The sequence below is a fragment of the Xanthomonas sp. GW genome (assembly GCF_014236815.1).
In the GTDB taxonomy this organism is placed as follows: domain Bacteria; phylum Pseudomonadota; class Gammaproteobacteria; order Xanthomonadales; family Xanthomonadaceae; genus Xanthomonas_A.
In genome coordinates, this window is record NZ_CP051189.1 from 321,332 (window position 1) to 348,004 (window position 26,673).

The 26,673-nt window shown below is 67.9% G+C and carries 20 protein-coding genes and 2 pseudogenes; 13 read left to right on the top strand and 9 right to left on the bottom strand.

From position 1 onward, the window contains the following. Positions 1-211 precede the first annotated feature (211 nt). A complete protein-coding gene (locus tag HEP73_RS01430) occupies positions 212-1,012 on the top strand; it encodes a pseudouridine synthase (protein WP_255423750.1) in 801 nt (266 codons plus the stop codon). A gap of 292 nt (positions 1,013-1,304) precedes the next feature. Here the strand turns inward: HEP73_RS01430 and HEP73_RS01435 are convergent, their stop codons facing one another. Beyond that, positions 1,305-1,844 carry a DUF2059 domain-containing protein gene (locus HEP73_RS01435; protein ID WP_185821841.1) on the bottom strand — a complete coding sequence of 180 codons (540 nt, stop codon included), beginning with the start codon at positions 1,842-1,844 and terminating at the stop codon, positions 1,305-1,307. Between the two features lie 190 nt (positions 1,845-2,034). On the opposite strand from HEP73_RS01435, the gene arfB reads away from it, so the two are divergent. Both arfB and HEP73_RS01445 read left to right on the top strand, forming a co-directional pair. Beyond that, on the top strand, positions 2,035-2,466 hold the full coding sequence (gene arfB / locus HEP73_RS01440; RefSeq protein ID WP_185814873.1) for an alternative ribosome rescue aminoacyl-tRNA hydrolase ArfB: 432 nt from the start codon (positions 2,035-2,037) through the stop codon (positions 2,464-2,466). 3 nt (positions 2,467-2,469) lie between these two features. After that, entirely contained in the window at positions 2,470-3,072 is a 603-nt protein-coding gene (locus tag HEP73_RS01445) for a lysophospholipid acyltransferase family protein (protein WP_185814874.1), read from the top strand. 153 nt (positions 3,073-3,225) lie between these two features. Here the strand turns inward: HEP73_RS01445 and HEP73_RS01450 are convergent, their stop codons facing one another. The 3 genes from HEP73_RS01450 to HEP73_RS01460 form a co-directional block, all read right to left on the bottom strand. Continuing rightward, the gene (locus HEP73_RS01450; protein ID WP_255423627.1) at positions 3,226-6,264 is read right to left on the bottom strand and encodes a TonB-dependent receptor; all 3,039 of its coding nucleotides are present in this window, start codon (positions 6,262-6,264) and stop codon (positions 3,226-3,228) included. Positions 6,265-6,370: 106 nt separating this feature from the next. Then, positions 6,371-7,498 (bottom strand): FecR family protein, encoded by a 1,128-nt coding sequence (locus HEP73_RS01455; protein ID WP_255423628.1) that lies wholly within the window; start codon positions 7,496-7,498, stop codon positions 6,371-6,373. Further along, a complete protein-coding gene (locus HEP73_RS01460; protein ID WP_185821844.1) occupies positions 7,422-7,997 on the bottom strand; it encodes an RNA polymerase sigma factor in 576 nt (191 codons plus the stop codon). Before HEP73_RS01460 ends, HEP73_RS01455 begins: the two co-directional genes overlap by 77 nt. Positions 7,998-8,346: 349 nt before the next feature. On the opposite strand from HEP73_RS01460, the pseudogene HEP73_RS22530 reads away from it, so the two are divergent. From HEP73_RS22530 to lepB, 4 genes and pseudogenes are all read left to right on the top strand, one after another. Next, positions 8,347-8,868, top strand: a pseudogene (locus HEP73_RS22530) (cyanophycinase); the annotation flags it as partial. Positions 8,869-9,132: 264 nt separating this feature from the next. Next, positions 9,133-10,098 (top strand): isoaspartyl peptidase/L-asparaginase family protein, encoded by a 966-nt coding sequence (locus tag HEP73_RS22535; RefSeq protein WP_255423751.1) that lies wholly within the window; start codon positions 9,133-9,135, stop codon positions 10,096-10,098. A 246-nt stretch (positions 10,099-10,344) separates the two neighbouring features. Beyond that, positions 10,345-12,499: pseudogene (dcp, locus tag HEP73_RS01470) on the top strand (peptidyl-dipeptidase Dcp). Between the two features lie 434 nt (positions 12,500-12,933). Continuing rightward, a complete protein-coding gene (gene lepB / locus HEP73_RS01475; protein ID WP_185821846.1) occupies positions 12,934-13,563 on the top strand; it encodes a signal peptidase I in 630 nt (209 codons plus the stop codon). A 115-nt stretch (positions 13,564-13,678) separates the two neighbouring features. Here the strand turns inward: lepB and HEP73_RS01480 are convergent, their stop codons facing one another. Then, the gene (locus tag HEP73_RS01480) at positions 13,679-14,719 is read right to left on the bottom strand and encodes an MBL fold metallo-hydrolase (RefSeq protein WP_185823250.1); all 1,041 of its coding nucleotides are present in this window, start codon (positions 14,717-14,719) and stop codon (positions 13,679-13,681) included. Between the two features lie 129 nt (positions 14,720-14,848). Between HEP73_RS01480 and HEP73_RS01485 the strand changes: the two genes are divergently transcribed. Next, positions 14,849-15,481 carry a TetR/AcrR family transcriptional regulator gene (locus HEP73_RS01485; RefSeq protein ID WP_185821847.1) on the top strand — a complete coding sequence of 211 codons (633 nt, stop codon included), beginning with the start codon at positions 14,849-14,851 and terminating at the stop codon, positions 15,479-15,481. Positions 15,482-15,585: 104 nt separating this feature from the next. Here the strand turns inward: HEP73_RS01485 and HEP73_RS01490 are convergent, their stop codons facing one another. The 3 genes from HEP73_RS01490 to HEP73_RS01500 all read right to left on the bottom strand — a co-directional run bounded on the left by HEP73_RS01490 (position 15,586) and on the right by HEP73_RS01500 (position 17,853). After that, on the bottom strand, positions 15,586-15,936 hold the full coding sequence (locus HEP73_RS01490; RefSeq protein WP_185821848.1) for a VOC family protein: 351 nt from the start codon (positions 15,934-15,936) through the stop codon (positions 15,586-15,588). A 70-nt stretch (positions 15,937-16,006) separates the two neighbouring features. Next, on the bottom strand, positions 16,007-16,729 hold the full coding sequence (locus HEP73_RS01495) for a helix-turn-helix domain-containing protein (RefSeq protein WP_185821849.1): 723 nt from the start codon (positions 16,727-16,729) through the stop codon (positions 16,007-16,009). A gap of 155 nt (positions 16,730-16,884) precedes the next feature. Further along, entirely contained in the window at positions 16,885-17,853 is a 969-nt protein-coding gene (locus HEP73_RS01500) for a LysR family transcriptional regulator (protein WP_185821850.1), read from the bottom strand. A gap of 108 nt (positions 17,854-17,961) precedes the next feature. Here HEP73_RS01500 and aceB point away from each other — a divergent pair, with 108 nt between their 5' ends. The 4 genes from aceB (at position 17,962) to HEP73_RS01520 (ending at position 25,034) form a co-directional block, all read left to right on the top strand. Then, positions 17,962-19,605, top strand: coding sequence for a malate synthase A (gene aceB, locus HEP73_RS01505; RefSeq protein WP_185821851.1), 1,644 nt, complete (start codon positions 17,962-17,964; stop codon positions 19,603-19,605). Between the two features lie 142 nt (positions 19,606-19,747). Further along, a complete protein-coding gene (gene aceA, locus HEP73_RS01510; protein WP_185814885.1) occupies positions 19,748-21,043 on the top strand; it encodes an isocitrate lyase in 1,296 nt (431 codons plus the stop codon). Between the two features lie 293 nt (positions 21,044-21,336). Next, positions 21,337-22,383, top strand: a complete 1,047-nt coding sequence (locus HEP73_RS01515) for a GGDEF domain-containing protein (RefSeq protein ID WP_185814886.1) — start codon at positions 21,337-21,339, stop codon at positions 22,381-22,383. Positions 22,384-22,409: 26 nt separating this feature from the next. Next, positions 22,410-25,034 (top strand): putative peptide modification system cyclase, encoded by a 2,625-nt coding sequence (locus HEP73_RS01520; protein WP_185821852.1) that lies wholly within the window; start codon positions 22,410-22,412, stop codon positions 25,032-25,034. On the opposite strand, the gene HEP73_RS01525 is transcribed toward HEP73_RS01520, so the two are convergent. Further along, on the bottom strand, positions 24,986-25,312 hold the full coding sequence (locus tag HEP73_RS01525; protein WP_185821853.1) for an NHLP-related RiPP peptide: 327 nt from the start codon (positions 25,310-25,312) through the stop codon (positions 24,986-24,988). The two genes, HEP73_RS01520 and HEP73_RS01525, sit on opposite strands and share 49 nt — an antisense overlap. Before the next feature lie 170 nt (positions 25,313-25,482). Between HEP73_RS01525 and HEP73_RS01530 the strand changes: the two genes are divergently transcribed. Then, complete coding sequence (locus HEP73_RS01530; RefSeq protein ID WP_185821854.1) at positions 25,483-26,661, top strand: putative peptide maturation dehydrogenase; 1,179 nt, start codon at positions 25,483-25,485, stop codon at positions 26,659-26,661. The last annotated feature ends 12 nt before the right edge of the window (positions 26,662-26,673 follow it).

A 26,673-nucleotide genomic window follows, 5' to 3' on the forward strand; every position in this document is an offset into this window, starting at 1 on the left:
TCCACGCGATGACATGGCAGCGTGCGCGCAAACGCGGCGCGACTTACGCGGAAGCTACACGCCAGGGCACCGATACGGCTGCCGGTCGCCACGGGCTGCGCGTCGGGCAGTTCCAGCATTTCAACGGGACTCCGCAGCTGTGGGAGGCCATCGTCGAACCATCGCGCGGCGACGTCGGCGGCCTGGAACCGGACGCTGCGTGACGCGCGCATTGTGGCCGGGGGCGCCGGGCGCGGATAATCCGGTGGTGAGCATTTCCCCCGATTCCCTGCAGATCCTCTATCTGGACCCGTTCCTGGCCGTGGTCGACAAGCCGGCCGGGCTGATGGTCCACGACAGCAAGCTGGCCCGCGGCGAGGACGACTTCCTCGCCGATCGCCTGCGCGCGCAACTGGGGCGTCCGATCTTCCTGGTGCACCGGCTCGACCGCGCCACCAGCGGTTCCCTGCTGCTGGCCTTCGACCGCGACACCGCCAGCGCGCTGGGCAAGGCGCTGATGGGCGGCGAGGTGGACAAGGATTACCTGGCGATCTGTCGCGGCTGGCCGGCCGAGGAGCGCTTCGACGTCGACCACGACCTCGACGGCGGCCCCGGCAAGCCGTTGAAGAAACCGGCGCAGACCCGCTTCCAGCGCCTGGCCTGCGGCGAGTTGCAGGTGCCGTCGGGCGAGTTCGGCACCTCGCGCTACGCGCTGTTGCGCTGCAGCCCGGTGACCGGGCGTTTCCGCCAGATCCGTCGCCACCTCAAGCATCTGTCGCATCACCTGATCGGCGACACCAGCCACGGTGATGGCCGCCACAACCGCATCTTCCGCATGCAGGGCGTGCACCGCATGCTGCTGCACGCCGAGCGCCTGGCGTTCCCGCATCCGGACGGGCGCCGGATCGAGGTGAACGCACCGCTGGATGCGGAGTTCGTGCGCGCGTTCGGGTTGTTCGGGTGGTCGGCGGCGCCGTGGGTGCGGGGCACCGCGGAACGATTGGCGGTTGCGCCAGGCGAAGTCGCTGGTTAGCGCTTTTCCAGACGGTTCGTGGTGCGCGCTTGTGTAGGAGCGGCTTCAGCCGCGACCGGAGCTACCGGTAATGCCCGATCGCGACGACGCATGACCTAACGCCACCCAAAGTCGTTCCGACGATGCCTTCCGCGCGGCCTGAGCTTCCAGCTGCGGCCGGAACATGTCGATCCAGACCTCTGCCGCAAGCGCAACGCCAGCCGCTTCGCTCATCGCGGTTGAAACCGCTGCTACAGGAAGCGGGGGTGCAGCGCTTCGCGCGCAAGGGCCCAGCGCATTGGCCGCGGCAGGACTACTTCTTCGCCGGCGCCGCCGGCGGCGTGTTGACGGTCTGCTCCAGGTCCTTCTGCAGGTCGGCGAACAGCGGGGTGATCTTCTGCTGGATCGCGCCCATCAGGTTCTGCATCAGCTGCGGGGTCTTGTCGAGCATGCTCTGGCCGGCCGGGCTCTCGTAGAACTCGGCCATCGCCAGCACGTCCTGCTTGGAGAACGACTGCTTGTACAGGTTCACGTAGAGCGGGCGCATTTCCTGCCACGACAGCGCCTTGCGCACGGTGGCCTGGGTGCGCTCCTGGATCTGCTGCACCTTTTGCTGCTGCGCCGCGTCGAGCGGGCGCTGCGCGGTCAGCTGCGCGAATTGCTGGCGCTGCATCGCCTCGATCTGCGGCAGCATGCTGTCGAGCATGTTCTGCGCGCGCGAGGCCGACAGCAGGCGGTTGACGTCGCCGTCGCTGGGCGGCTCGGCCAGCGCGGGGCCCGCGGCCAGGGCCAGCAGCGCGGCCAGCAGCAGGCGCTGCGGCCAGCGACGGGAAAGGAGCGGGGTCGGGTTCATCGAGCGTCCTGCAAGGCTATGACCGGCGGCCAGGATACGGGAATCGCCGTGGCCTCGCCGTCTGCGCCGGCTCGCATGGCCGGCCCAGGTCCGGGGTCGCGCCGCGGCCGCCGGCGCTGCCCGCGTCTTCACGTCGCGGCCGCGGGCCTTGGAAAATCAAGCCGTCTGGCGGATGCCCTACAATTCGCGGATGGGTAATGGGGCCATCCACATCTCGAACAGCCTGGCGATTCCGGAAAGCGAAATCGTCGAGCGCTTCGTGCGCGCCAGCGGCGCCGGCGGGCAGAACGTCAACAAGGTCTCCACCGCGGTGGAGCTGCGTTTCGATCTGGCCGGTTCGCCGTCGCTGCCGGAGCCGCTGCGTGCGCGGCTGCTGGCGCGTCGCGACCGGCGCATCACCGCCGAGGGCGTGCTGGTGATCGATGCGCAGCGCTTCCGCACCCAGGACCGCAACCGCGACGATGCGCGCCAGCGCCTGGCCGAGTTCATCGCCGCCGGGCTGTCGGTGCCGAAGCGGCGCATCGCCACCAAACCTTCGAAGGGCGCAAAGCTGCGGCGCCTGGATGACAAGCGCGAGCGCAGCCAGATCAAACGTGGCCGTTCGCCCGGCCGCTGGGAGTGACTTTTGAGCGAACGCGATTTTTCGTTGCCCCCCGCCACCCCCAACATGCCGATGGTCAAGCCCAGCCGCTTCGGCCGCTGGCTCGGCCGCACCGCGCTGCGCCTGACCGGTTGGCGGGTGGTGGGCGAATTCCCGGACGTGCCGAAGCTGGTGATGATCGTCGCCCCGCATTCGTCCAACTGGGACGGTTTCCTCGGCTTCGCGGTCAAGTTCGCGGTCGGCTTCGAGGTGCGGGTGATGGGCAAGAGCCAGCTGTTCTGGTGGCCGCTGGGACCGTTGCTGCGCAAGCTCGGCGGCATCCCGCTGGACCGCAAGTCGCCGCGCGGCGTGGTCGAGCAGGCGGTGGCGCTGATCCGGCAGGCGCCGCGCATGTGGTACGTGATCACGCCGGAAGGCACGCGCAAGCGGGTGGAGAAGTGGAAGGTCGGTTTCTGGAAGATCGCGCATGGCGCCGAGATCCCGATCTTCCCGGTGTACTTCGACTACCCCAGCCGCACCGTCGGCCTCGGCCCGCTGTTCCACACCAGCGCCGACATGCAGGCCGACATCGCCGCGATCCGCACCTGGTACCGGCCGTGGCGCGGGAAGCATCGCGATACGTTGTGAGGCTGGCCGGCACCTCGATGCGAATGCGGTTCCTGTAGGAGCGGCTTCAGCCGCGACCGGGCGTTACCGGTAGCATCCTGTCGCGGCTGAAGCCGCTCCTACAGGATCGCGCCGACCTGCGAACAGTCGAAGAACGCGCCAGTAGCGGTGGCCTTACAACGCGCTGCCGCCGAACTTGTGCGTGTACTGCAAATACAGGCTGCGGCCCACGGTGTCGAACCAGGACACGTCGTAGTACGGATACGACGTGTAGGTGCGGTCGCGCGGCGGCATCTTGTCGAACAGGTTGGTCACCGCCAGCGACAGCTGCGCATGGTCGCCGATGCGGTACTGCACCGAGGCGTTGTAGCGGTAGGTGGCGCCGATCCACGGGCTGTCGCCGCTGTCCGGGTCGTACACCTGGTCGTAGGAATCGGAACTGGGCAGGCGCCCCAGGCGCTCGCCGTGCAGCGTCGCCGACCACGCCTTGCGTTCCCACGACACGCTGGCGCTGGCCTTGCTGCGCGGGATGTCGTAGCCGCTGTTGACCGCGAATTCGTCCACCATCGCTTCGCCGGCGTAGACCTGGATGTCGTGGCGGCGCACCCAGGTGTAGCTGCCGCTGAAGCGGAAGGTGCCGATCCCGGTGTCCAGCCGGTAATGGGTGCTCAGGTCGATGCCGCTGGTGCTTTCGCGGGCGATGTTGATCGGGTTGACGTAGACCCCGTACAGGTCGCCGTCGGCGCTGCGGGTGACCCGCGCCAGCGCCTGCTGGCAGGTGGTCGAGGCTGCGTCCAGGTTGCCGAGCCGGCATTCGGATTCGTCGCGCAGCACCTGGTCCACGCGCAGGTCCTGCACCTGGTTGCGCATGTCGATGTCGAAGTAGTCCACCGACACGTCCAGCTCCGGACGCGGCGACCAGACGAAGCCGGCGGTCCACGAGGTGCTGGTTTCCGGATCCAGTTTGCGGTTGCCGCTGCGGCCGCGGATGATCGCCTCGTCGTTGTAGCTGCAGTCCTCGATCGCCACGCCGGGTTCTTCGCTGGCGCAGCGGTAGTAGTCCACTCCGGAGGTCTCGTCGTTGCCGGCACCGGCGTAGATGTAGTGCAGGTCCGGCGCGCGGAACGCGGTGCCGTAGGAACTGCGCAGCAGCAGCGTGTCCAGCGGCCGCCATTCCAGCCCGCCGCTGTAGGTGAACTTGCCCAGGGTGCGGCCGGAGAAGCGGTACTGGTCGTAGCGTCCGGCCAGGCTCAGCGCCAGCGTCGACAGCACCGGCAGGCGCAGCTCGCTGGCCAGCGCCCAGCGGTTGCGGCTGCCGTGGCCGTCGGAGTCCTTCCAGCTGTAGTAGTAGTACTGGGTGGCCAGCGGATCCGGGCGCAGGTCGTAGCCCTGGTTGCCGAACTCGGCGGTGGCCGACAGCCCGGCGTCGCCGCCGGGCAGCGCGAACAGGCTGGGGTTGGTCACGGTGAAGGCGGCGGTGTCGGTGCGCGAGCGCGGCTGGTAGACGCTGCGCTGGGCGATGCTGTCGTATTCGGCGCGGGTCAGCGGCGTGTACAGGCGTTGCGGGTCGGCGTTGAAGATCGGCAGGCCGGAATCGTCGTCCACGCCCAGCTGCGGGCCGAGGAACAGCGCGTTGGCGCGCTCGGCGACGATCTGCGGCCAGCTGATGGTGGCCTGGTACTGCGAATGGCTGAGGCTGGCCTCGTAGTCCCAGTCGCTGGCCAGCTTGCCCTTGAAGCCGGTGGTCAGGCTGAAGGTCTTCTGCCGGGTGCGGATGGTGCCGACGTTGAGCCCGCCCATTTCCTCGGGACTGAACTGGCGGCCCCAGGCCTCGATCTGGTCGCTGGCCTGGTTGTAGAAATAGCCTTCCTCGTTGCCGTCCGGGGCCATGTAGCCCCACTGGGTCACGTCGCGGAACAGCGACAGTTCGTGGTAACCGAGTTGCAGGTCGGCGAACCACTCGGTGCCACCGTCGAAGGCGTAGCTCAGCGAGGCGTAGGCGTTGATGCCGCGGCGCTTGTTGCCGATGGTGCCGTAGCCGATCGACGCGCTGCTGCCGCAGAACTCGCCGTAGCCCGGGCGCGAGGCGTAGCTGGTGCTGCCGCGGTTGAGGCCGGACACCGCCTCGCAGGTGGCTGCGCCCGGATCCAGGTAGTTGTCGTCGTAGTCGGTGCGCAGGAAGGTGCGGCGCGGCACCTGCGAACGCTCGGTCGGGCCGTCCAGGGTGCTGTCCTGGCGGCTGCGCTGGTAGGCCCACAGCGGATTCTGGGTCACCGCTTCGGCGCCGAACACCGCATCGAATGCGCCGCGCGAGAAACCGCTGCTGACGCTCAGGTTGAAGCTGTCGCCGCCGCCGCCGCTGGTATCGCCGAAGCGGTAGTCCAGGGTGGTGCCGTCGGCGTGCTTCTTGAGGATGAAGTTGACCACGCCGGAGATCGCGTCCGAGCCGTAGATCGCCGAGGCGCTGCCGGTCAGGATCTCGATGCGGTCGATCATGCCCAGCGGGATGTTGGAGATGTCGGTGAAGTTGCTGCGTCCCTTGAACGGCATCGGGAAGTCGGCGATGCGGCGGCCGTTGACCAGCACCAGGGTGTGGTTGGGGCCGAGCCCGCGCAGGTCCACCTGCTGCGCGCCGGGCGAGAAGTCGGCGCCGCTGGCCGACTGCGGGCTCTGCGTCTCGCCGCCGTTCTGGGTCATCGCGCGCAGCACGTCCGGCACCGAGGTGAAGCCGTTGGCCTTGATCTGTTCGGCACTGATCACGCTGATCGGCGCCGGCCCTTCCAACTGCGCGCGCGGAATGCGCGAGCCGGTGACCTGCAACGTCTGCAAGTCGGCGATCGGTTCGGCGGGCGCGGCGGCCGGCAACGTGGCGCGCACCGGTTGCGTGCGCGGCGCCGGGGCCGGCTCCTGGCGGCGGACCAGCCAGGCGCCGGAGGCATCGCGCTGGGCGACGAAGCCGCTGCCGTGCAGCACGCGTTGCAGCGCCTGCGCGGTGTCCAATTGGCCGTGCGCGCCGGCGCTGCGCGCGCCGTCGAGCTGGTCGGCGCGGTAGATCAGCTGCGCGCCGGATTGCCGCGCCAAGGCCTCCAGCGCCGCGCGCAGCGGGCCGGCGGGAATGTTCAGCTGGATGCCGGCGGTTTGGCCGTCGGCAACGGATTGCGCCTGCGCCGCGCAGGCGGTGGCGCAGGCCATGCTCAGCAGCAGGACACGCATCGGATATCGCATCGAGTCTTCTCCCCTAAACCAGGCGCAAGGCCACGCCCCCGCTAGACACGACGAACGAGCTGCGCAAATCCCCCCATCCCGACCGCGCTCGCGCTCAGCGGCTGTGCAACAGCACCTGGTCGCCGCGGCGCTCGGCGCGGATCGGGAAGCCCTGCTCGAGCAGGCGCACGAACGCCTCGGTGTTGGACCATCGGAAATTGCCGCCGACCCGCAGCGCGCCGGCAGCGGCGTCGGCCACCTGCAGCTTGACCGTGTTGTAGCGGTTGAACTCGGCCACCGCCGCCTGCAGCGGGGTGTCGTCGAAAGTCAGGTAGCCGTTGCGCCAGTCCAGCGCGCGTTCGGCCTCGGCTAGCGCGACCCGCCGCACCAGCACTCCGTGCGGGCCGGCCAGGGCGATGCTGCCGGCCGGCAGCAGGGTCGGCGGCGCCTGCGGGTTCGCCGCCGATTCCAGTCGCACCGTGCCCTCGGTGACCACCACGCGCAGCGCGTCGGCGTCGCGGCGCACCGCGAAGCGCGTGCCCACCGCGATCACCCGGCGCGCGCCGCTGGCGACCACGAACGGCCGCGCCGGATCCTTGCTCACTTCGAAGAACGCCTCGCCGCGCTGCAGGTCGATATGCCGCTGCGCGCGCGACAGCGCCACGTCGATGCGGCTGTCGCTGCTCAACGTCGCGTGCGAGCCGTCGGCCAAGGCCAGCGGGCGCAGGCTGCCGGTGGCGCTGGCGTAGGCGACCGCCGGCGGCGTCGCGGACTGGCGCCAGGCCAAGCCCAGCACCGCGCCGAGCAGCAGCGTCGCGGCCAGCGCCAGCGGCCAGCGCCGGCGCGTGCGTGGCGGCGGGCGCGGTGCGAAGCGCAACTGGCCGAGGTCGGCCGATGCGCCGGATGCGTCGGCGGCCGCCGCGCTGGCGCTGGCCGCGCCGTCGCCAGCCGCCAGCCCGCGCCAGCTGCCGCGCGGCGGAATGCCGCCGTCGCGCTGGCCGGCGCCCAGCGCCTGCAGCCGCCCGCTCTCCTGCCACGCCGCGCGCAGGCGCAGGAACGCCACCCGGTGCGCCGTGGCCGCCGCCAGCCACGCCTCCAGCCGCGCCTGCTGCTGCGGCGTCCAGTCGCCGCGGTCGCAGCGCGCCAGCCACGCCGCAGCGCGCAGCTCAATCCGCCTGCTGTCCATCCTGCGCCCGTGCCCGCCGCGGCGCCGCGGGCGCACGCGCGCCGTCGTCGTCGCCATGAAAATGATCGGCCAGCAGGCGCATGCCCTTGGCCACGTGTTTTTCCACGGTCTTCTCGCTGATGCCCAGACGCACGGCCACCTCCCTTTGCGACAGTTCCTCGACCCGCCGCAGCCAGATCACGCTGCGGCAGCGGTCGGGCAGGCGGTCGAAGGCGGCTGCCAGCCGTCCCAGTACCTGCCGCCCGCCGCACCAGCGTTCCGGCGACAGCTCGTCTACCAGGACGTGCAGCGACTCCAAATCACCCACTGCCTCGATCGACACCACCCGGCTGCGCCGCCGCCGGTCGCTCATCAGGTGCCGCGCGGTGGCGAACAGGAACGACTTGGGCAGGCTCGGCCGCGCCTTGCCGGCGGCCTCGTAGACGCGCACGTAGATTTCCTGGCGCAGGTCGTGCCATTCGTCGCGCTGCGGCCAGCAGCGCCGTAGGTAACCGCTCAGCGCCTGCTCGTGGACGAGGATCTCGTGGACGAACCAATCGTCGAGGGAGGCGGGCATGCATCCCACATTAGCCGATCGTCCGCCCGCGTGGCAGCGCCCGCGCGGCGCCGCGAACCGGTACAACGACGAGGGGGGAAACCGCGCCGCCGTTCGTCCCTTGTCTGCAACGAACCGCCCGTGCGGTTCCCGTCCGCCCCTCGAGGAGATCCGCATGACCCGTTTCGTCGGCACGTTCCGGCCCTGGATGGTGGCGTTGCTGGGCCTGTGCCTGGCCGCGCCCGCCGCCGCGCGCGATTACCGCCAGTACCTGGTCGGCGACCCGGCCCTGCCCACGCCCGGCCCGGTCGCGCCGGGGCTGCTGCTGATGGGCGGCGGCGACCGCAACTACGACGCGCTGCGCTGGTTCATGGCCAAGGCCGGGCACGGCCACGTGGTGGTGCTGCGCGCCTCGCAGGGCAACGAAGTGGCCGAGGAGTTCTATCGCGACGTCGGCGGCGTGGCCTCGGTGGAGACGTTCGTGTTCAGCGGCCGCGGCGCCTCCAGCGATCCGGCGCTGCTGCGCAGCCTGGCCCGCGCCGACGGCATCTTCATCGCTGGCGGCGACCAGTCGCGCTACGTGCGCTACTGGAAGGGCACGCCGGTGGCGGCCGCGCTGGACGCGCACGTGCGCGCCGGCAAGCCGCTCGGCGGCACCAGCGCCGGCCTGGCCATGCTCGGCGAATACCTGTACGGGGCGATGGACGGCGGTAGCCTGACCAGCGCGCCGGCGCTGGCCGATCCGCTGGGGCCGGCCACCACCATCGAGACCGACTTCCTGCACCTGGACCTGCTCAAGCGGGTCATCACCGACACCCACTTCAAGGAACGCGACCGGCTCGGCCGGCTGTTCGCGTTCCGCGCCAGGGCGGCGACGCTGGCCCCGGCCGGGCAGCCGTTGATCGGCCTGGGCGTGGACGAGAGCGCGGCGCTGGCGGTGGAGGGCGACGGCAGCGCGCGGGTCTATGCCACCGATCCGCAGGCCGGCGCCACCGTGGTCGCCGGCCCGCTGCAGCCGCCTAGGCCGGCCGGGAAGCCGCTGCAGGCGGCGCGCATCGAGACCGTCGGCGTCGGCCCCGGCTCGACTCTGCATCTGCCCGAAGGTCGGGTCGATGCGCCGGTGTTCCACCGCTACTACGCGGTGCGCGATGGGCAGATGCGCGAGATTCCCGCCACCACCCTGGTGATCCACGGCGGCGCCGGGGTCGAGCGCGCCAGCAGCAGCGCTGCCGACTTGGCCGAGGCGCGTACGGCGATGGAAACCGCCCTGCGCACCGGGCAGGCGCTGCTGGCGCAGGGCAAGCCGGCAGTGGACGCGGTCGCCGCGGCGATCGCGGTGCTGGAGGACTCGCCGCAGTTCAACGCCGGCAAGGGCGCGGTGTTCACCCACGACGGCCGCAACGAACTGGACGCGGCGATCATGGACGGCGCCAGCGGCAAGGCCGGCGCGGTGGCCGGGGTGCACCGGGTGAGGAACCCGATCCAGCTGGCGCGCGCGGTGATGGACCAGTCCGAGCACGTGATGCTGGTCGGCGACGGCGCCGAGGTGTTCGCGCGCCAGCACGGCGTGACCCTGGTCGATCCGTCCTACTTCCGCACCGACAAGCGCTGGAAGCAGCTGCAGCAGGCGCTGAAGGAAGAAGCCAACAAGCAGGCGCACGCCGACCTGGAGACCGCCAAGCACTTCGGCACGGTCGGTGCGCTGGCGCTGGACACGCAGGGCCGGCTGGCCGCGGGCACCTCCACCGGCGGCATGACCAACAAGCGCTACGGCCGCATCGGCGACTCGCCGATCATCGGCGCCGGCACCTATGCCGACAGCCGCTGCGCGGTGTCCGGCACCGGCTGGGGCGAGTTCTACATCCGCGCGGTGGCGGCCTACGACATCTGCGCGCGGGTCAAGTACGCCGGGCAGAGCCTGGCGCAGGCGGCCGAGGCGGTGATCGACCAGCAGATCCCCAAGGCCGGCGGCGACGGCGGCGCGATCGCGCTGGGCGCCGACGGCAGCGTCGCCTTCCCGTTCAACACCGAAGGCATGTACCGCGGCTGGATCGGCGCCGACGGCGTGCCGCACGTGGCCATCTTCAAGGACGAGGCGCTGCCGCTGCCTGGGGCGCCGTAACCGGCTTGAGCAAGTTCCTGTCGCGGCTGAAGCCGCTCCTACAAGGCCGGTGCACTGTAGGAGCGGCTTCAGCCGCGACAGGATCTGCCCGCAAAGCGCCTGCTCCGGCCGCTGCGCCAAGGCGTTCGGCGCCATGCCCGCGCCGCGCGCGCCACCCCCAGATCCAATGGCACATGCCGCCCCCGCACAAACCGCGTAGCGTGCGCGGCTGCCCCGCCACCATGTCCCTGTCAGGAGTTCCACCCCATGTCGCGTACTGTCGTTCTGGCCGCCGCCATCAGCTTGGCGCTGGCCGCCTGTTCCGGTAAGGAGTCCACCCCGTGCCCGCCGCCCCTGCCGCTTCGCAGTCCCCGCGCCCGCCGCCGCCAATCCGCTGTTGAGCGCCAGCACGCTGCCGTTCCAGGCGCCGCCGTTCGACAAGATCAAGGACGCCGACTACCAGCCCGCGTTCGAAGAGGGCATGAAGCAGCACCTGGCCGAGATCCGCAAGATCGCCGACAACGCCGAGCCGGCCACCTTCGCCAACACCATCGAGGCGATGGAGCGCAGCGGCGAGACCCTGAACCGGGTCCAGCGCATCTTCTTCGGCCTGGTCCAGGCCGACACCAACGACGAACGCCAGAAGATCCAGGAAGCGGTGGCGCCGAAGATGGCCGAGCACCAGGACGAGATCAGCCTGGACCCGAAGCTGTTCGCGCGGATCAAGGCGATCTACGACCAGCGCGACACGCTGAACCTGGAGCCGGAGCAGAAGCGTCTGGTCGAGCGCGACTACGAGGAATTCGTGCGCTCCGGCGCGCAGCTGTCCGATGCCGACAAGGCGACGCTGCGCAAGCTCAACGTCGAGGAAACCACGCTGGCCACGCAGTTCCACACCAAGCTGGTCGCGGCCACCGCCGCCGGTGCGGTGGTGGTGGACGACAAGGCCAAGCTCGACGGCCTGTCCGAAGGCGACATCGCCTCGGCCGCGCAGGACGCCACCGCGCGCAAGCTCGACGGCAAGTACCTGCTCGCGTTGCAGAACACCACCCAGCAGCCGGTGCTGGCGTCGCTGAAAGACCGCGAGCTGCGCACCCAGGTGATGGCCGCCTCGCAGTCGCGCGCCGAGAAGGGCGACGCCAACGACACCCGCCAGACCATCCAGCGCCTGGCCCAGCTGCGCGCGCAGAAGGCCAAGCTGCTCGGCTTCGAGAGCTACGCGGCCTACAGCCTGGGCGACCAGATGGCCAAGACCCCGGCCGCGGCGCTGAAGCTGCTCACCGACACCGTGCCGGCGGCCACCGCCAAGGCACGCAGCGAAGTCGCCGAGATGCAGAAGGTGATCGACGCGCAGAAGGGCGGCTTCAAGCTCGCCGCGTCCGACTGGGACTTCTACGCCGAGCAGGTGCGCAAGGCCAAGTACGACCTGGACGAGTCGCAGATCAAGCCGTACTTCGAGCTGGACAACGTGCTCAAGAACGGCGTGTTCTACGCCGCCACCGAGCTGTACGGCATCACCTTCAAGGAACGCACCGACATTCCGACCTACAACCCGGACATGAAGGTGTACGAAGTGTTCGACCAGGACGGCACCTCGATGGCGCTGTTCTACACCGACTACTACAAGCGCGACAGCAAGTCCGGCGGCGCGTGGATGGACGTGTTCGTCGAGCAGGACGGCCTCACCGGCGCCAAGCCGGTGGTGTACAACGTCTGCAACTTCACCAAGCCCGCGCCCGGCCAGCCGGCGCTGCTCAGCTTCGACGACGTCACCACCATGTTCCACGAGTTCGGCCACGCGCTGCACGGCATGTTCTCCAAGGTGAAGTACCCGTCGATCGCCGGCACCGCGACCTCGCGCGACTTCGTCGAGTTCCCGTCGCAGTTCAACGAGCACTGGGCCTCGGATCCGAAGGTGTTCGCGCACTACGCCAAGCACTACCAGACCGGCGCGGCGATGCCGGCCGAGCTGGTGGAGAAGATCAAGAAGGCGCGCACCTTCAACCAGGGCTACGCGACCACCGAATATCTGTCGGCGGCGCTGCTCGACCTGGCCTGGCACACCCAGCCGGCCGACGCCCCGCTGCAGGACGTGGACAAGTTCGAGGCCGACGCGCTGAAGAAGTTCAAGGTGGACGTGGCCGAAGTGCCGCCGCGTTACCGCACCACCTATTTCGATCACATCTGGGGCGGCGGCTACTCGGCCGGCTACTACGCCTACTTCTGGTCGGAAGTGCTCGACGACGACGCGTTCGAATGGTTCAAGGAGAACGGCGGCCTGTCGCGCAAGAACGGCGACATCTTCCGCGCCAAGATCCTCTCGCGCGGCAACACCGTCGACCTGGCCACCCTGTACCGCGATTTCCGCGGCAAGGATCCCAGCGTCGAACCGCTGCTGGAAAACCGCGGTCTGAAGAACTGAGTCGCACCTCGCCGCCAGCGGTGATCGAGAACGGGATGGCCCAACGGCCATCCCGTTCTTCGTTGTGGCAGCCGCGAAATGGCCGCAGCAACCCTGTAGGAGGGGCTTCAGCCCCGACAGTCTCCTAAACCGTGCGCACACTCGTTTCGAGCGCCATGGCTTCCGCCGCCGACCGCCGCCTCCTAAGTGCCGCACCGCTAGTCGACGCGACCTAACGCGGCTCCCACATGAAGAGCATGCACTGCCTGTCTGGGTGCACTGCAGGAGGGACTTAAGCCCCGACCGCCTGCGTATCCGTGAACCCATCCGCGCCCGCCTCCCGATGGCACAAGCGCAGCCCCATGCCTTCCGTCACTGGTACCCGTGCGGCGACGCGCGCACTGTCGCAATGGCAACCCCGCGATGTCCTCCCACCCGAATCCCACAGGTGTTCCATGACCTCGACCGACCCGCAAGACTCCCGCCTGCACCGCGCCGCGCGCTGGACGCGCAAGGAACTGCTGCCGATCGCGGTCATGCTGCTGTTGCTGACTGCCGCGCGTTCCTCGTTCGCCAACCACTACGTGGTCCCGAGCGGTTCGATGCAGCCGACCCTGCAGCCCGGCGACCGCGTCGCCGTGGACATGAGCGCCTATGGCCTGCGCGTGCCGTTCACCGAATGGCGCCTGCTCGAACGCGGCCATCCGCAGCGCGGCGACGTGGCGGTGTTCGATTCGCCGCGCGACGGCACCCGCCTGATCAAGCGCGTGGTAGCGGTGGCCGGCGACCGCGTCGACCTGCGCGACGGCCACCTGTCGATCAACGGCCAGCCGCTGCGGATCGGCAGCGCCGGCGACGAGGAACGGTTCGGCGAACGCATCGCGCACCTGGACCTGGACGCCGGCGGCGGCCCGGACCTGTACGACGTGCGCGTACCGCCTGGCAAGCTGCTGGCGGTGGGCGACCATCGTGGCAACAGCCTGGACGGCCGTTACTTCGGTTTCGTCGATGCCGACAGCGTCTACGGCAAGGCGTTGGCGGTGTACTACCGCCGCGGCGAAGGCCTGGAGTGGCTGCGCCTGTAATGGCCATGCGCGCGTGTCGGTCGCGTCATGCGGCCGGCGCGTACAGTTCTCCGAAGGGTGTGCCGGCGCAGGTCGCGGACCGCGCCGGCATTGGCAACGTTGCTGCTTCAGCGCTTCATCGCGCCGCCGCAGGAACCGCGCCCAGCGTGCGCCACCAGCGGTCGCCGGCAACCGGCGCGGTCAGATCCACCCGCTCGCCCATGCGCGGCGTCGCCAGCGTCACGCCGGCCGCGACCGCCAGCGCGACGATGCGCTCGAACGGTTCGTGCCAGGCATGCAGGGCCAGGTCGAAGGTGCCGTTGTGGATCGGCAGCAGCGTGCGCCCGCGCACGTCCAGGTGCGCCTGCAGGCTCTGCTCCGGCTGCATGTGCACGTGCGGCCATTGCGCGTCGTAGGCGCCGGTTTCCATCAAGGTCAGGTCGAACGGACCCAGCCGCTGGCCGATCGCCTTGAAGCCGTCGAAGTAGCCGCTGTCGCCGCTGAAGAAGATCTTCAGCGCCTGGTCCTGGATCGCCCACGAGCACCACAGCGCGCGGCCGCTGTCGAACAGCCCGCGGCCAGAGAAATGCTGCGACGGCGTTGCGGTCAGCGTCACTCCGTCCACCGTGGTCGATTGCCACCAGTCCAGCTGCCGCACCTTGGCCGGGTCCACGCCCCAGCGCAGCAGCAGGTCGCCCACGCCCAGCGGCGTCACGAACACGCCGACCCGGTCGGCCAGGCGGCGGATGGTGGCGCGGTCCAGATGGTCGTAGTGGTTGTGCGACAGGATCACCCCGGCGATCGGCGGCAGCTCGTCCAGCGCGATCGGCGGCGCATGGAAGCGCTTGGGTCCGGCGAAGGCGAACGGCGAGGCGCGCTCGGAGAACACCGGGTCGGTCAGCCAGAAACCGCCATGCAACTTCATCAGCACCGTGGAGTGGCCGAGCCGGAACAGGCTGTGGTCCGGCGCGGCCAGCAGCTGCGCGCGGGTCAGCGGCAATACCGGCAACGGCAGCGACGGCACCGTGTGCGCCGGCTTGTTGAACAGGAAGTCCCACATCAGGCGCAGGGTCGGGAAGAAGCCCAGCGCACTGGTCGCGGTGGGCGCCGCATTGCGGAAGCGACCATCGCGGAACTGCGGCGAGGCCGCATGCGGGGACGGCGAACAGCGGGGCATCTGGCGGGCGGAGGCGAGCACGGCGGTGTTCCAGAAGGGTGTGGAGGGAGGGGGTGTGGCATGAAAATTACACTACACAGTGTAGTTTCCTTGAGGGGGAAAGTAAACCGCCCGGTGTAAAATGTCCACATGTCCAGTTCATCCGACCCCGCACCGGCCCCGGTGCGCCTGACCGAGCGCAAGCGCCAGGCCATCCTGGAGGCGGCAATCGCCGAGTTCCGCAGCCAGGGCTTCGACGCCACCAGCATGGACCGCGTCGCCGCCAGCGCCGGCGTGTCCAAGCGCACCGTCTACAACCATTTCCCGAGCAAGGACGCGCTGTTCGCCGAGATCCTGCGCCGGCTGTGGCAGCGCAGCGCGGACACGCTCGACGTGCCGTATCGCGCCGACCGGCCGTTGCGCGAGCAACTGCTGCAACTGCTGCAGCAGAAGCTGCGGCTGCTCGACGACCCGGCCTTCGTAGATCTGTCGCGCGTGGCCATCGCCCAAGGCGTCCATTCGCCCGAACGCGCCCGCGAACTGATCGCGCAACTGGGCAGCAAGGAAGAGGGCACCACGGTCTGGATCCGCGCGGCCCTGGCCGACGGCCGCCTGCAGCCGCTGGATCCGGAGTTCGCCTCGCAGCAGCTGCAAGGCCTGGTCAAGGGCTTCGCGTTCTGGCCGCAGATCGCCATGGGCCAGCCCGCGTTGAACGCCGCGCAGCAGGCGCAGGTGGCGGAGTCGGCGGCGGATATGTTCTTGCGGCATTACGCGCGCGGCTGAGTGCGGTGCGCGTGCGGCGTGCCGCTCGCGCCATTGCGCGGTTGGCTATCGGCAGCAGTGCCGCAGACGCACAGCGGCCTCTGCGCCGCAGTTTTGCCCAGCCGTCAGCTTTCCGACCACACCGCCAACTCATAGCCATCGCGATCGGTGAAATGGAAGCGGCGGCCGCCGGGGAATTCGAAGAGCGGGCGGACGATGCGGCCGCCGGCGGCTTCGATGCGCGCCTGGGTGTCGGCCAGGTCGTTGGAGTACAGCACCACCAGCGCACCGCCGGGCTGCGCGGTGCCGTGGAAGAAGCCGCCGGTGAGGCGGCCGTCGCGGAATTCGCAGTAATCGGGGCCGTAGTCCTGGAAGGTCCAGTCGAAGGCCTGGCCGTAGAAGGCCTTGGCCGCGGCGATCGAGGCGACGGCGAATTCCAGGTAGTCGATGCGGTGCTGATGGTCGGCGCGGCTCATGGCGGGCTCCGTGGAAAGGGCGGCCAGTATCCATCGCCGTGCCGCTGCCGGCTTGGCGAAAACGGCCAGCTCAGCTTGCGTGTTGTCGTACCAGGTCGCGCGGGCTGAGGCCGGTCAGTTGGCGGCTGTCGCGGACCAGATGCGGGGCGTCGCCGTAACCGGCTTGCAGCGCCGCCGCGGTCAGCGTGGCGTGGCCGGAGGCAATGCGCAGGAAGCGCTGCAGGCGCAGGATGCGTTCCAGGGTCTTGGCGCCGTAACCGAACGCGTCCTGGCAGCGGCGCCGCAGCGAGCGCTCGCTGATGCCCAGGCTGCGCGTGAGTTCGGCCATGCGCGGCGCATCGTCGCCGGCCAGTTGCGCGAACACCCAGGCCATCCGCCGGTCCGCCACGAGTGGACGGCTGGCGCATAGCGCATGCAGCAACGTCAGCGGCTCGGTGCTGTCTTCGAGCCGTGTTTGCCAGTCGCGACCGCGGCCGTCCCACAACGCCTCCAGCGCGACGCGTTGGTCGGCGATGGCATGCAGCGGCACGCCGAGCAGGCTCGCGCCCGCGCCTGCAGCCAGGCGCACCCCGCTCAGTACGCTGCCCGGCGCCAGCGTCGCGACGCTGGCTTCGTGGTCCGGTCCGGCCACGAACAGAGCGCGTCCGTCCCAGATCAGGTCCACGCAGCCATCCGGCAATACCTGCGTCGGCAGCGGATCGGCATCGCCCTGGCGAAAGCGCCAGCTGCAGCGCAGGCGATCGCGCAATGCCGGCGGTGCGTCGATTTCGGCGTAGCGGGAGGAGGGAGTCAAGGCTGTGGCGGTGGGTGGGCGATGTGCGGCTTCACCTTAGCAGGCAGCCGGCATGTCCTGGGTCCGGCGCCGCCGCGAGCCTGCCAGCGCAACCGGACGGCCTGCGGCCACCTGGCGCGGCGCGCGAAACGGCCCGTTCGCCCGGCCACGGCGACTCAACGCTCCGACGGCCCGCTCTCGTCGTAGCCGCGCGGGGTGAACAGGTCTGGCTGGATCAGTTCGATGAAGGCGCGCGCCTGCGGCGACAGGAACTTGCCCTTGCGCACCACCACGCCGTAGCTGCGTGAGGGAAAATAGTCGCTCAGCGAGCGCGTGGCCAGCTTGCCGCGGTCGGCCTCGGTGACGCAGATCGAGCTGACGATGGAGATGCCCATGCCCATCGCCACGTACTGCTTGATCACCTCCCAGCCGCCCACTTCCAGCGCCACCGTGTACGGCACCCGCGCCTGCTGGAACACCAGGTCGACCAGGCGGTAGGTCACCTGGCGCTTGGGCGGCAGGATCAGCGGATACGGCGACAGGTCGTGCAGGGTGAGCTTGGGCGTGTTCGCCAGCGGGTGGTCGCGCGGGGCGATCAGCAGTTGTTCGAAGCGGTACACCGGCGCGTAGCTGAGGTCGGCCGGCACGTCGAGCATCGAGCCGATCGCCAAGTCCACCGCATCCTCGCGCAGCAGTTCGGTACCGTCGGCGCTGATCGCGTTGTGCAGGGTCAGGCGCACGTCCGGGTGGCGCGCGCGGAAGTTCTCCACGATCTTCGGCAGCAGGTACAGGATGGTGGAGCTGTTGGCGGCGATGTTCAGTTCGCCGGCGTCCAGCCCGCGCGCCTTCTCGCGGAAATCGGCCTCCAGCCGGTCAAGGCTTTCCACCAGCGGCTGCGCCATTTCGTACAGCAGCTGGCCCTCGCGGCTGGGGATCAGGCGGCGCCCACTGCGCTCCAGCAGCACCACGCCCAGTTCGCGCTCCAGCGCCTGCAACTGCAGGGTCACCGCCGGCTGGCTGACGAACAGCGCCTCGGCCGCCCGTGAGACCGAACCCAGGCGTACCGTCTGGCAGAACGCGCGCAGTGGCTTCAGCCGGTCGGATTTGTAGGGAAAACGCGGGGTTGCGGTGCCGCGCGTGGCCATGACGTGACAACTATAAGGTGTGCTTATTTAATGCATTGATAAAACTGTATTGTCAAATACTTGCGGCAGCAGCACGGTGGCATCCCGGAAACATCGAGGAACCCCACCATGTCCGCCGCCGCCTTCGCCGCTTCATCCCCGTCCGCCGACCGCTCCACCCCCGGCATCACCCTGACCGCCTCGCTGGCCGGCCAGGACGCCCTGTTGCCGCCGGCGGCGCTGGCCTTGCTGGTGTCGCTGCACCGGGCGATTGAACCCGAGCGCCAGGCGCGGCTGGCGGCGCGCCGCGAGCGCCAGGCCTATTTCGATGGTGGCGGCCTGCCGGACTTCCGCGCCGACACCCAGGCGATCCGCGCCGGCGACTGGCGCGTGGCGCCGCTGCCGGCCGCGCTGCAGGACCGCCGCGTCGAGATCACCGGTCCGACCGATCCGAAGATGGTCATCAACGCGCTGAACTCCGGCGCCAAGGTGTACATGGCCGACTTCGAGGACTCGACCGCGCCGACCTGGCGCAACCTGGTCGCCGGGCAGCGCGCGCTGGCCGAGGCGGTGGCCGGCACGCTGATCTTCAGCGCGCCGCCGGCGCGCGACGGCAGCGCGGGCAAGCGCTACGCGCTCAAGCCCTTTGAGGAGCAGGCGGTGCTGATCGTGCGCCCGCGCGGCTGGCACCTGGACGAGAAGCATGTGCTGGTCGATGGCCAGCCGCTGGCCGGCGGCCTGTTCGACGCGGCGCTGTTCGCCTTCCACAACGGCCGCGCGCTGCTGGCCAAGGACCGCGGCCCGTACCTGTACCTGCCCAAGCTGCAATCGATGGAAGAGGCCGCGCTGTGGGAAGCCGCGCTGTCGCACATCGAGGCGATGCTGGGCCTGCCGCAGGGCCAGATCAAGGTCACCGTGCTGATCGAGACGCTGCCGGCGGTGTTCGAGATGGACGAGATCCTGCATGCGCTGCGCGAGCGCATCGTCGGCCTGAACTGCGGCCGCTGGGACTACATCTTTTCCTACCTGAAGACTTTCCGCCGCCACCCCGACCGGGTGCTGCCCGAGCGCGGCCAGGTGACCATGACCCAGCCGTTCCTGAAGGCGTATTCGGAACTGCTGATCCGCACCTGCCACCGCCGCGGCGCGCACGCGATGGGCGGCATGGCCGCGCAGATCCCGATCGGCCACGACGAGGCGGCCAACGAACAGGCGATGGCGCGGGTGCGTGCGGACAAGCTGCGCGAAGTCAGCGCCGGTCACGACGGCACCTGGGTCGCGCATCCGGCGCTGATCCCGATCGCCCGCGCCATCTTCGACGAGCACATGCGCGCGCCGAACCAGCACGACCTGCGCCGCGAGGACGTGCAGGCCGACCGCGACACGCTGATCGCGCCATCCACCGGCACGATCACCCGCGCCGGCTTCGAAGGCAACATCGAAGTGTGCGTGCGCTATCTGGCGGCGTGGCTGGACGGCAACGGCTGCGTGCCGATCCACCACCTGATGGAAGACGCCGCCACCGCCGAGATCAGCCGCAGCCAGCTATGGCAGTGGCTGCACGTGGGCGGCCTGCACCTGGACGACGGCACCGCGATCGACTTCGCGCTGTTCGACGCCTGCATGCGCCAGCTGCCGGCGCGCCTGGGCGAACGCGCGCTGCTGCCCGGCGGCAACCGCCTCGACGACGCCATCGCGCTGTTGGACACGCTGACCCGCAGCGAGGACTTGGCCGAATTCCTGACGTTGCCGGCCTACCAGATGATCGAGTGATTGGAGCTGGGAGTGGGGAATCGGGAATGGGGAATCGTGAAAGCGACATTCCTGCGCCTGACTCTTCCGTGCCTTCCATGCTTTTCGTCCGAAACACCGCTCCACCGTTTCATCGCCGTATCCATTCCGAGGAGAACGCAAGATGAGCACCACGTTGCAGACCGCCGAACAGATCCAGCACGCCTGGGACACCGATCCGCGCTGGGCCGGGATCGCCCGCAACTACACCGCCGCCGACGTGGTGCGCCTGCGCGGCACCGTGCACGTGGAGCATTCGCTGGCCCGGCTCGGTGCCGAGAAGCTGTGGAAATACCTGCACGAAAAGGACTTCGTCAACGCGCTGGGCGCGCTGACCGGCAACCAGGCGATGCAGCAGGTCAAGGCCGGGCTCAATGCGATCTACCTGTCCGGCTGGCAGGTCGCCGCCGACGCCAACCTGGCCGGGCAGATGTACCCGGATCAGTCGCTGTACCCGGCCGATTCGGTGCCGGCGGTGGTCAAGCGCATCAACAACACGCTGCTGCGCGCCGACCAGCTGCACCACGCCGAGGGCAAGGACGAGATCGACTTCCTGCAGCCGATCGTGGCCGATGCCGAGGCCGGTTTCGGCGGCGTGCTCAACGCCTTCGAACTGATGAAGGCGATGATCGAGGCCGGCGCGGCCGGCGTGCACTTCGAGGACCAGCTGGCCTCGGTGAAGAAGTGCGGGCACATGGGCGGCAAGGTGCTGGTGCCGACCCGCGAGGCGATCGAGAAGCTCAATGCCGCGCGCCTGGCCGCCGATGTGCTGGGCGTGCCGACGCTGCTGGTCGCGCGCACCGACGCCGAGGCCGCCGACCTGGTGACCAGCGACATCGACCCCAACGACCGCCCGTTCACCACCGGCGAGCGCACCGTCGAAGGCTTCTTCAAGACCAACAAGGGCCTGGACCAGGCGATCAGCCGCGGTCTGGCCTACGCGCCCTACGCCGACCTGATCTGGTGCGAGACCGGTAAGCCGGACCTGGAATTCGCGCGCCAGTTCGCCGAGGCGATCCACGCCAAGTTCCCGGGCAAGCTGCTGGCCTACAACTGCTCGCCGAGCTTCAACTGGAAGAAGAACCTGGACGACGCGACCATCGCCACGTTCCAGAAGGAGATCGCCCGCTACGGCTACAAGTTCCAGTTCATCACCCTGGCCGGCTTCCACGCGCTGAACTACTCGATGTTCAATCTGGCGCACGGCTATGCGCGCCGGCAGATGAGCGCCTTCGTCGAGTTGCAGGAAGCCGAGTTCGCCGCCGCCGATCGCGGCTTCACCGCGGTCAAGCACCAGCGCGAGGTCGGCACCGGCTACTTCGATGCGGTGACCCAGGCGATCCAGCAGGGCCAGTCCTCCACCACCGCACTGAAGGGCTCGACGGAAGAAGAGCAGTTCCACGGCGAAAAGGCCGCCTGACCTGCAGCCAGGCGTCCGTTGCTTGCCGATCCCCATGGGAGGGGAGAGCCCGGGTTCGCCCGGGCTTTTTTTTGCGTGTGCGGTGGCGCATGGGTCGGCGGCGGCACGGTGTCTACGAGTTGCGCCAGGCTGGGTGCGGCGGCACCGTACCGTCAGGCCGGCAACGCCCGATTCCAGGTCCTTTCGCGGTCTCAGCCCTTGCGAGATTGGCTGTGATCGCGTCAGCGGCGATTCGTTCAGGTGCTATGCTTTGTGCAAGATGGCGGGCGACGTCAAGAGCAGTAGGGGACTGGATGAGCTGCGATAGCGCCGCGTCCAATGCACGCGAGACAATTCCGACGGTTGCTGTGGTCGCTCCCAAGCCCAATGAGCTGACGGTGCTGACTGCCGCGGAGCTGCGCCTGTTCTCCGAGTTCGGCCGTTCGCGCACGGTGCGCGCCGGCGACGTGCTGTTCCGGCGCGGCGACGGCGGCAGCGCCATGTTCGTGATCAACAGCGGCGTGATCGACCTGGATTTCGGCGAGGACCTGGTCGTCAAGCATCTCGGGCACGGCGAATTCTTCGGCGAGCTCGGCCTGTTGATCGGCAACCACATGCGCAGCGCCGACGCCATCGCCGCCAGCGACGGCGTGCTGGTGGAACTGGACCACGACGACTTCCAGCGCCTGGTGGAGCGCGATCCGGGCCTGGTCGCCTACTTCCTGCGCCGCACCATCATGCGCGTGGTGATGAACGAGCAGACCCTGATCCGCCAGCTGCGCCGCCGCAACCACGACCTGGAAGCGGCGCTGGACAATCTGTACGCCACCACCCACCAGCTCACCCAGACCGAAGAGCTGGTGCGCACCGACGAACTGACCGGCCTGCACAACCGCCGTGGCCTGATCCTGCGCCTGCAGGAATGCCGCCGCGACGGCCGCTCGCCCGGCCCCGGCCTGCTGCTGATCGACTGCGACCGCTTCAAGCGCATCAACGACGAGCACGGCCATCTGGTCGGCGACCGCGTGCTGCAGAACGTCGCCAACATCCTGCGCTCCGTCGCCGGCCAGGACGACATCGCCTGCCGCCTCGGCGGCGACGAATTCTGCCTGCTGGTGTCCACCGGCAATGCGGACGACCTGCGCCGCATCGGCGAGTTCGTGATCGCCACCGTGCAGAACCTGCTCGGCGTGCCGCATCCACTGCCGCACATCTGCCCGGTCAGCATCGGCATCAGCCGGGTCGATCCGCAATCGGACTGGAACGACTGGTACGCCAACGCCGACGCCGCGCTGTACGAGGCCAAGCGCCTCGGCGGCAACCGCTTGTATTGGCACGACCTCGCCTCCGGCTCGCGCTGAGCCCATCAACAACCCTCGAGCTGCCCATGAACGACGCCCATCAGCCGCAGCCCGACGCCCCGCAACTGCGGACGCTGCTGCTGACCGACCTGTGCGATTCGATGGCGCTGGTGGAGCGGCTGGGCGACGCCAAGGCCGCCGAGCTGTTCAAGCTGCACGATCACCTGGTGCTGGAACTGCAGCAGCGCTGGCGCGGACGCCTGATCGACCGTTCCGACGGCCTGCTGCTGCTGTTCGAGCGGCCGATCGACGGCCTCGGTTTCGCCCTGGACTACAGCCGCGGGCTGCACGAGCTGGGCAAGCAGCGCAAACTGGTACTGAAAGTGCGCGCCGGCCTGCACGTGGGCGAGGTGCTGACCTGGCGCAACAGCGACGCCGCGGTGCAGGTCGGCGCCAAGCCGCTGGAAGTGGAGGGCCTGGCCAAGCCGACTGCGGCGCGGCTGATGACCCTGGCCCGGCCCGGGCAGATCCTGCTGTCGGCGGTGGCCGAGTCGCTGACCCACCGCGCCGCGCGCGAACTGGGCGAGCGCGGCGAACGCCTGCTGTGGAAATCGCACGGCCGCTGGCGCTTCAAGGGCGTGCCGACGGCGCAGGAGATCTACGAAGTCGGCGAGATCGGCAACACCCCGCTGCGCGCGCCGAAGCCGACGCCGAAGGCGTGGCGGGACATCCCGCTGTGGCGGCGCCCGGCGGCGCTTGCCGCAGAGGTGGCGCTGATTGCCGCGATCACGGTCGGTGCCTGGTTCGTCACGCGTCCGCAGCCGGCCATCGCCTTCGCCGAGCGCGACTGGGTGGTGGTGGGGGATCTGCGCAATTTGACGGGCGACACGTCCATGGACGATTCGCTGCAACAGGCATTCCGGGTGAGTCTGGAACAGTCGCGCTATGTGAATGTCCTGAGCGATCTGAAAGTACGCGATACGCTGGCGCGGATGCGCCGCGATCCTGATCGGACCGCGCTGGATCGAGCCACTGCTTCCGAAATCGCTTTGCGCGACGGAGCGCGCGCAGTCCTTCTTGCGACGGTATCCGAAGTAGGTGGAAAGGTACGGGTGAGCGCGGAAATGGTGGATCCGATCACGCAAGCCACAGTTTATGCGTCCTCCCGGGATGGAAGAGGAGCTGGTTCAGTACTTGCATCGATCGATACGGTCACTGCGTCGCTGAGAGAGCAATTGGGGGAAGACGAAGATTTGATCAGCAAGAATTCGGCGCCTTTGCCTCGCGTCACCACAAGCAGCCTGGATGCGTTGAAGGCATACGCCATCGCTGTGAGGTACTTCACGAAGCGCGACTTTCAGGCAGCTGATCAGTACTTCGCAAAGGCTGTCGAGATCGACGAGGATTTCGCGCTCGCCTATATGGGCTTGATGCGTACCAAGGTATCCACAGCCAATAATCGGGCCGCCATTCCGTATCTTGTCAAGGCAGTTGCATTGCGCGACCACTTGTCGGAACGGGATGCGCTCTATCTCGACGCGTGGGCTAGCGAACTCGGTTCCTACCCTTGGCGGCAGGCAAGGCAGAAGTGGAAAATGCTCTCCGAACTTTACCCCGACTATTACGCCGGCGCGGCCCAGTTTGCCTGGGACGAATTCACTGAGGGCGACTATGCATCTGCTTTGCAAAGCACGAATATGTTCGCCGTTCCGCAGAACCCATTGCGCGACGTCGCCATCGAGCTGCAGGGAAGGATCTATCTTGCGCAGGGCCGCTATCGCGAAGCGTTGAGCAGTTTCCGGCAAGCCGAGCAACTCGGCGGATACTCGGCAACCAGAAGGCACGCGGCCGCATTGGCCGCCACCAAGGACTACGCGACTGCCAGCAAGGTGATGGCGGCGCTGAGTACTTCAAGCAAGGCATTGACGGATAGGTTCGAGCAGATCTCCATCCCCCTGGATCAAGGTAAGCTCGTCGAGGCCGCCAACGCTGCGAAAGCGGCCGTGATCGCCTCCGCCAATGCGGAGCCGGTACTCAAGTATCCTTTCCAAGTCGCGCAGCAAGCCGTCGCTTTTGTAGTCGACCCGCAGACGGTCGATAGAGCGGCACTCGGACGCATCGCAAGCGAGTCGCTGACTCAGGCCGTCATTGGAGACGCAGGCGATCGCGACGATCTCGTCATTGTGGCGATGGCCGCAATCAGGCTGGCGCAGCGGGTCGGTGACAGGAATATCTGCGAAACGCATCTTCCACAGCTCGAAGCGCTAGTATCACAATCAGGGTTTCCTCCCATGATCAAAATGCTATCGCTACTCAAGGCTGAGCAACTGGTCATGTCGGGGCGCTCGCATGAGGCAGTCCCTCTTCTTCGGCAACAAATCGACGGCAAGGAGCCGTTCCAAATTCATGTCGGCTTGAGAGATGCGCTGCTTGCAGCGGGGGAAAAGAAGCAAGCTTTGGCCGAAAACGAATGGCTGGCCTCTCGCCGTGGTTTGGCTTACATCGAGCCGATCGGTGGCCTGGTCTTCCAGGCTACGAATGTCGCCGATTCGAATCTGGCGATATTGAGGACTACGGAAATCCTGTCCAGCATGGGCCAGGGAGAAATGGCGCGGCAGAAGGCCGATACCTTCCGCCGCGCTTGGCAGCAGTCACTCCCGTCTTATCTTGCCTTGAGGCTTGTGGCTACGGAGCCCGCTTCGAAACAATGAACGACCGTGTGGGTGCCATGGGCAGTGAGGTAGGCGGTCAAAAGCTCGCAGGCCTCCTCTATCTCTTCCTTTGAGGCCAGTTCCGAAGTGCAAAGGCACGTGGGTTCTTTAAGGGCGGCTGCGGCTCTTTCTTCGGAGACGCCAAGGCTACGCAGGGCGGCATCCGGATCTTGGGAAAACATAGCGCGGAAATCGTCATCCGTGGCCAAAAGCGCGAGCAGTTGTTGTGCAGTGGCGATGTCGAAGGGCGGATGCCCCTGAATCTGATCACTTGTCATGGTGTATCCCCCTGTGTGTCAATGAATTAAGCATGCGACAGAGTGCATGACTTAGACGCGGCTGCCACGGACGCTAGCAACTCGACCGGGGCTGCGTCGGTATCCTAGCAGGACAGACCGTCGTCCACGCGATTCAGACATAATTTGCATCATGGAAAAAGAAGGGGTTTATGCGGTTAAGGCGATGCGCAGTGCTGTTCATCGAGGCTAGGGAAAGCGTGGGGTTCGACCTAGGCGTTTTGCTACGGGGCGGCGCTGGTCTCAGCCGGCGAAGCGCATGGATTGCCTTGGCGCCCCATCTGGATCATGAGGTGGAAATCAATCACGCCGACATGCAGTTGCTCGGTGCAATCAGTCCGACTGAATGGATCAAGCAAACGCAAGTCGTAGGTGGTGACGCGGAATCGATCCGACGATTGCTTGAGTGCGGTTTGTTGATAGGCGATGACGAGAGCTTCGCTTCTTTCCGGAGAAGCGACGACACGCTGCGCGCAGGTCATTGGTGGCCAGCAGCGGCAGTGGCGCATTGGCTTAGCCGATGGCAAGGGGTGGATGGGGTCGTGGCGATGGAGTCCAGCGGCATGATCTCTGCCAATGACCTGCGTAAGAAGCTTGGCCCCCCGCCGCCTGAAGTACGGGCAACAGGCCATGAAAGCGATAGAATTCCGCTCGCAAAGCTCGATGATGATGAGTTCGGGAAGATGCTTGCGCGTCGCGTAACATGCCGGAACTACGACCGGACAAGATCGCTTCCCAATGCGCTTTTCGTCAGGATGCTGCAACGTGTACTGATGGCGCAGATGCTGGTTCGCGTGGAGGAAGACACGGCTTTCCTCAAAAAGAACGTGCCCTCAGCCGGCGGCCTGCATCCCACGGAAGCCTACCTTCTGATAAGGGATGTCGAAGGAGTGTCGCCAGGGGTCTACCATTACCACCCGGTGGACCACGCCCTACAACCATTGACTCACCCCGAGCCGGGCGTGGAGGAATTTGCCCGCCTCGCCTTGGCTGGGCAACACTGGTTCTCCAGCGCGCACGTCCTTGTGCTTCTGGCGCCGAGGTTCGACAGGACATTCTGGAAGTATCGCCAGCACGCGAAAGCTTATCGCGCTGTGATCCTGGATGTCGGACATATTTCTCAGGCTTTGTACATTTCCGCCACCGAGTTGGGCTTGGGCGCTTTTGTCACGTCAGCGATCAACGAGATCGACATCGAGAAAGTACTTGAACTGGATCCAATGCGACAGGGTGCAATAGCGATCTGCGGCTTTGGTTGGCGCAGCGAATGCTTGATGACAACGGAATTCGATCCTGCCAACGGAGTATGGTCGGATGAGGAGGCCCGTTAAGGCGATGAGTTG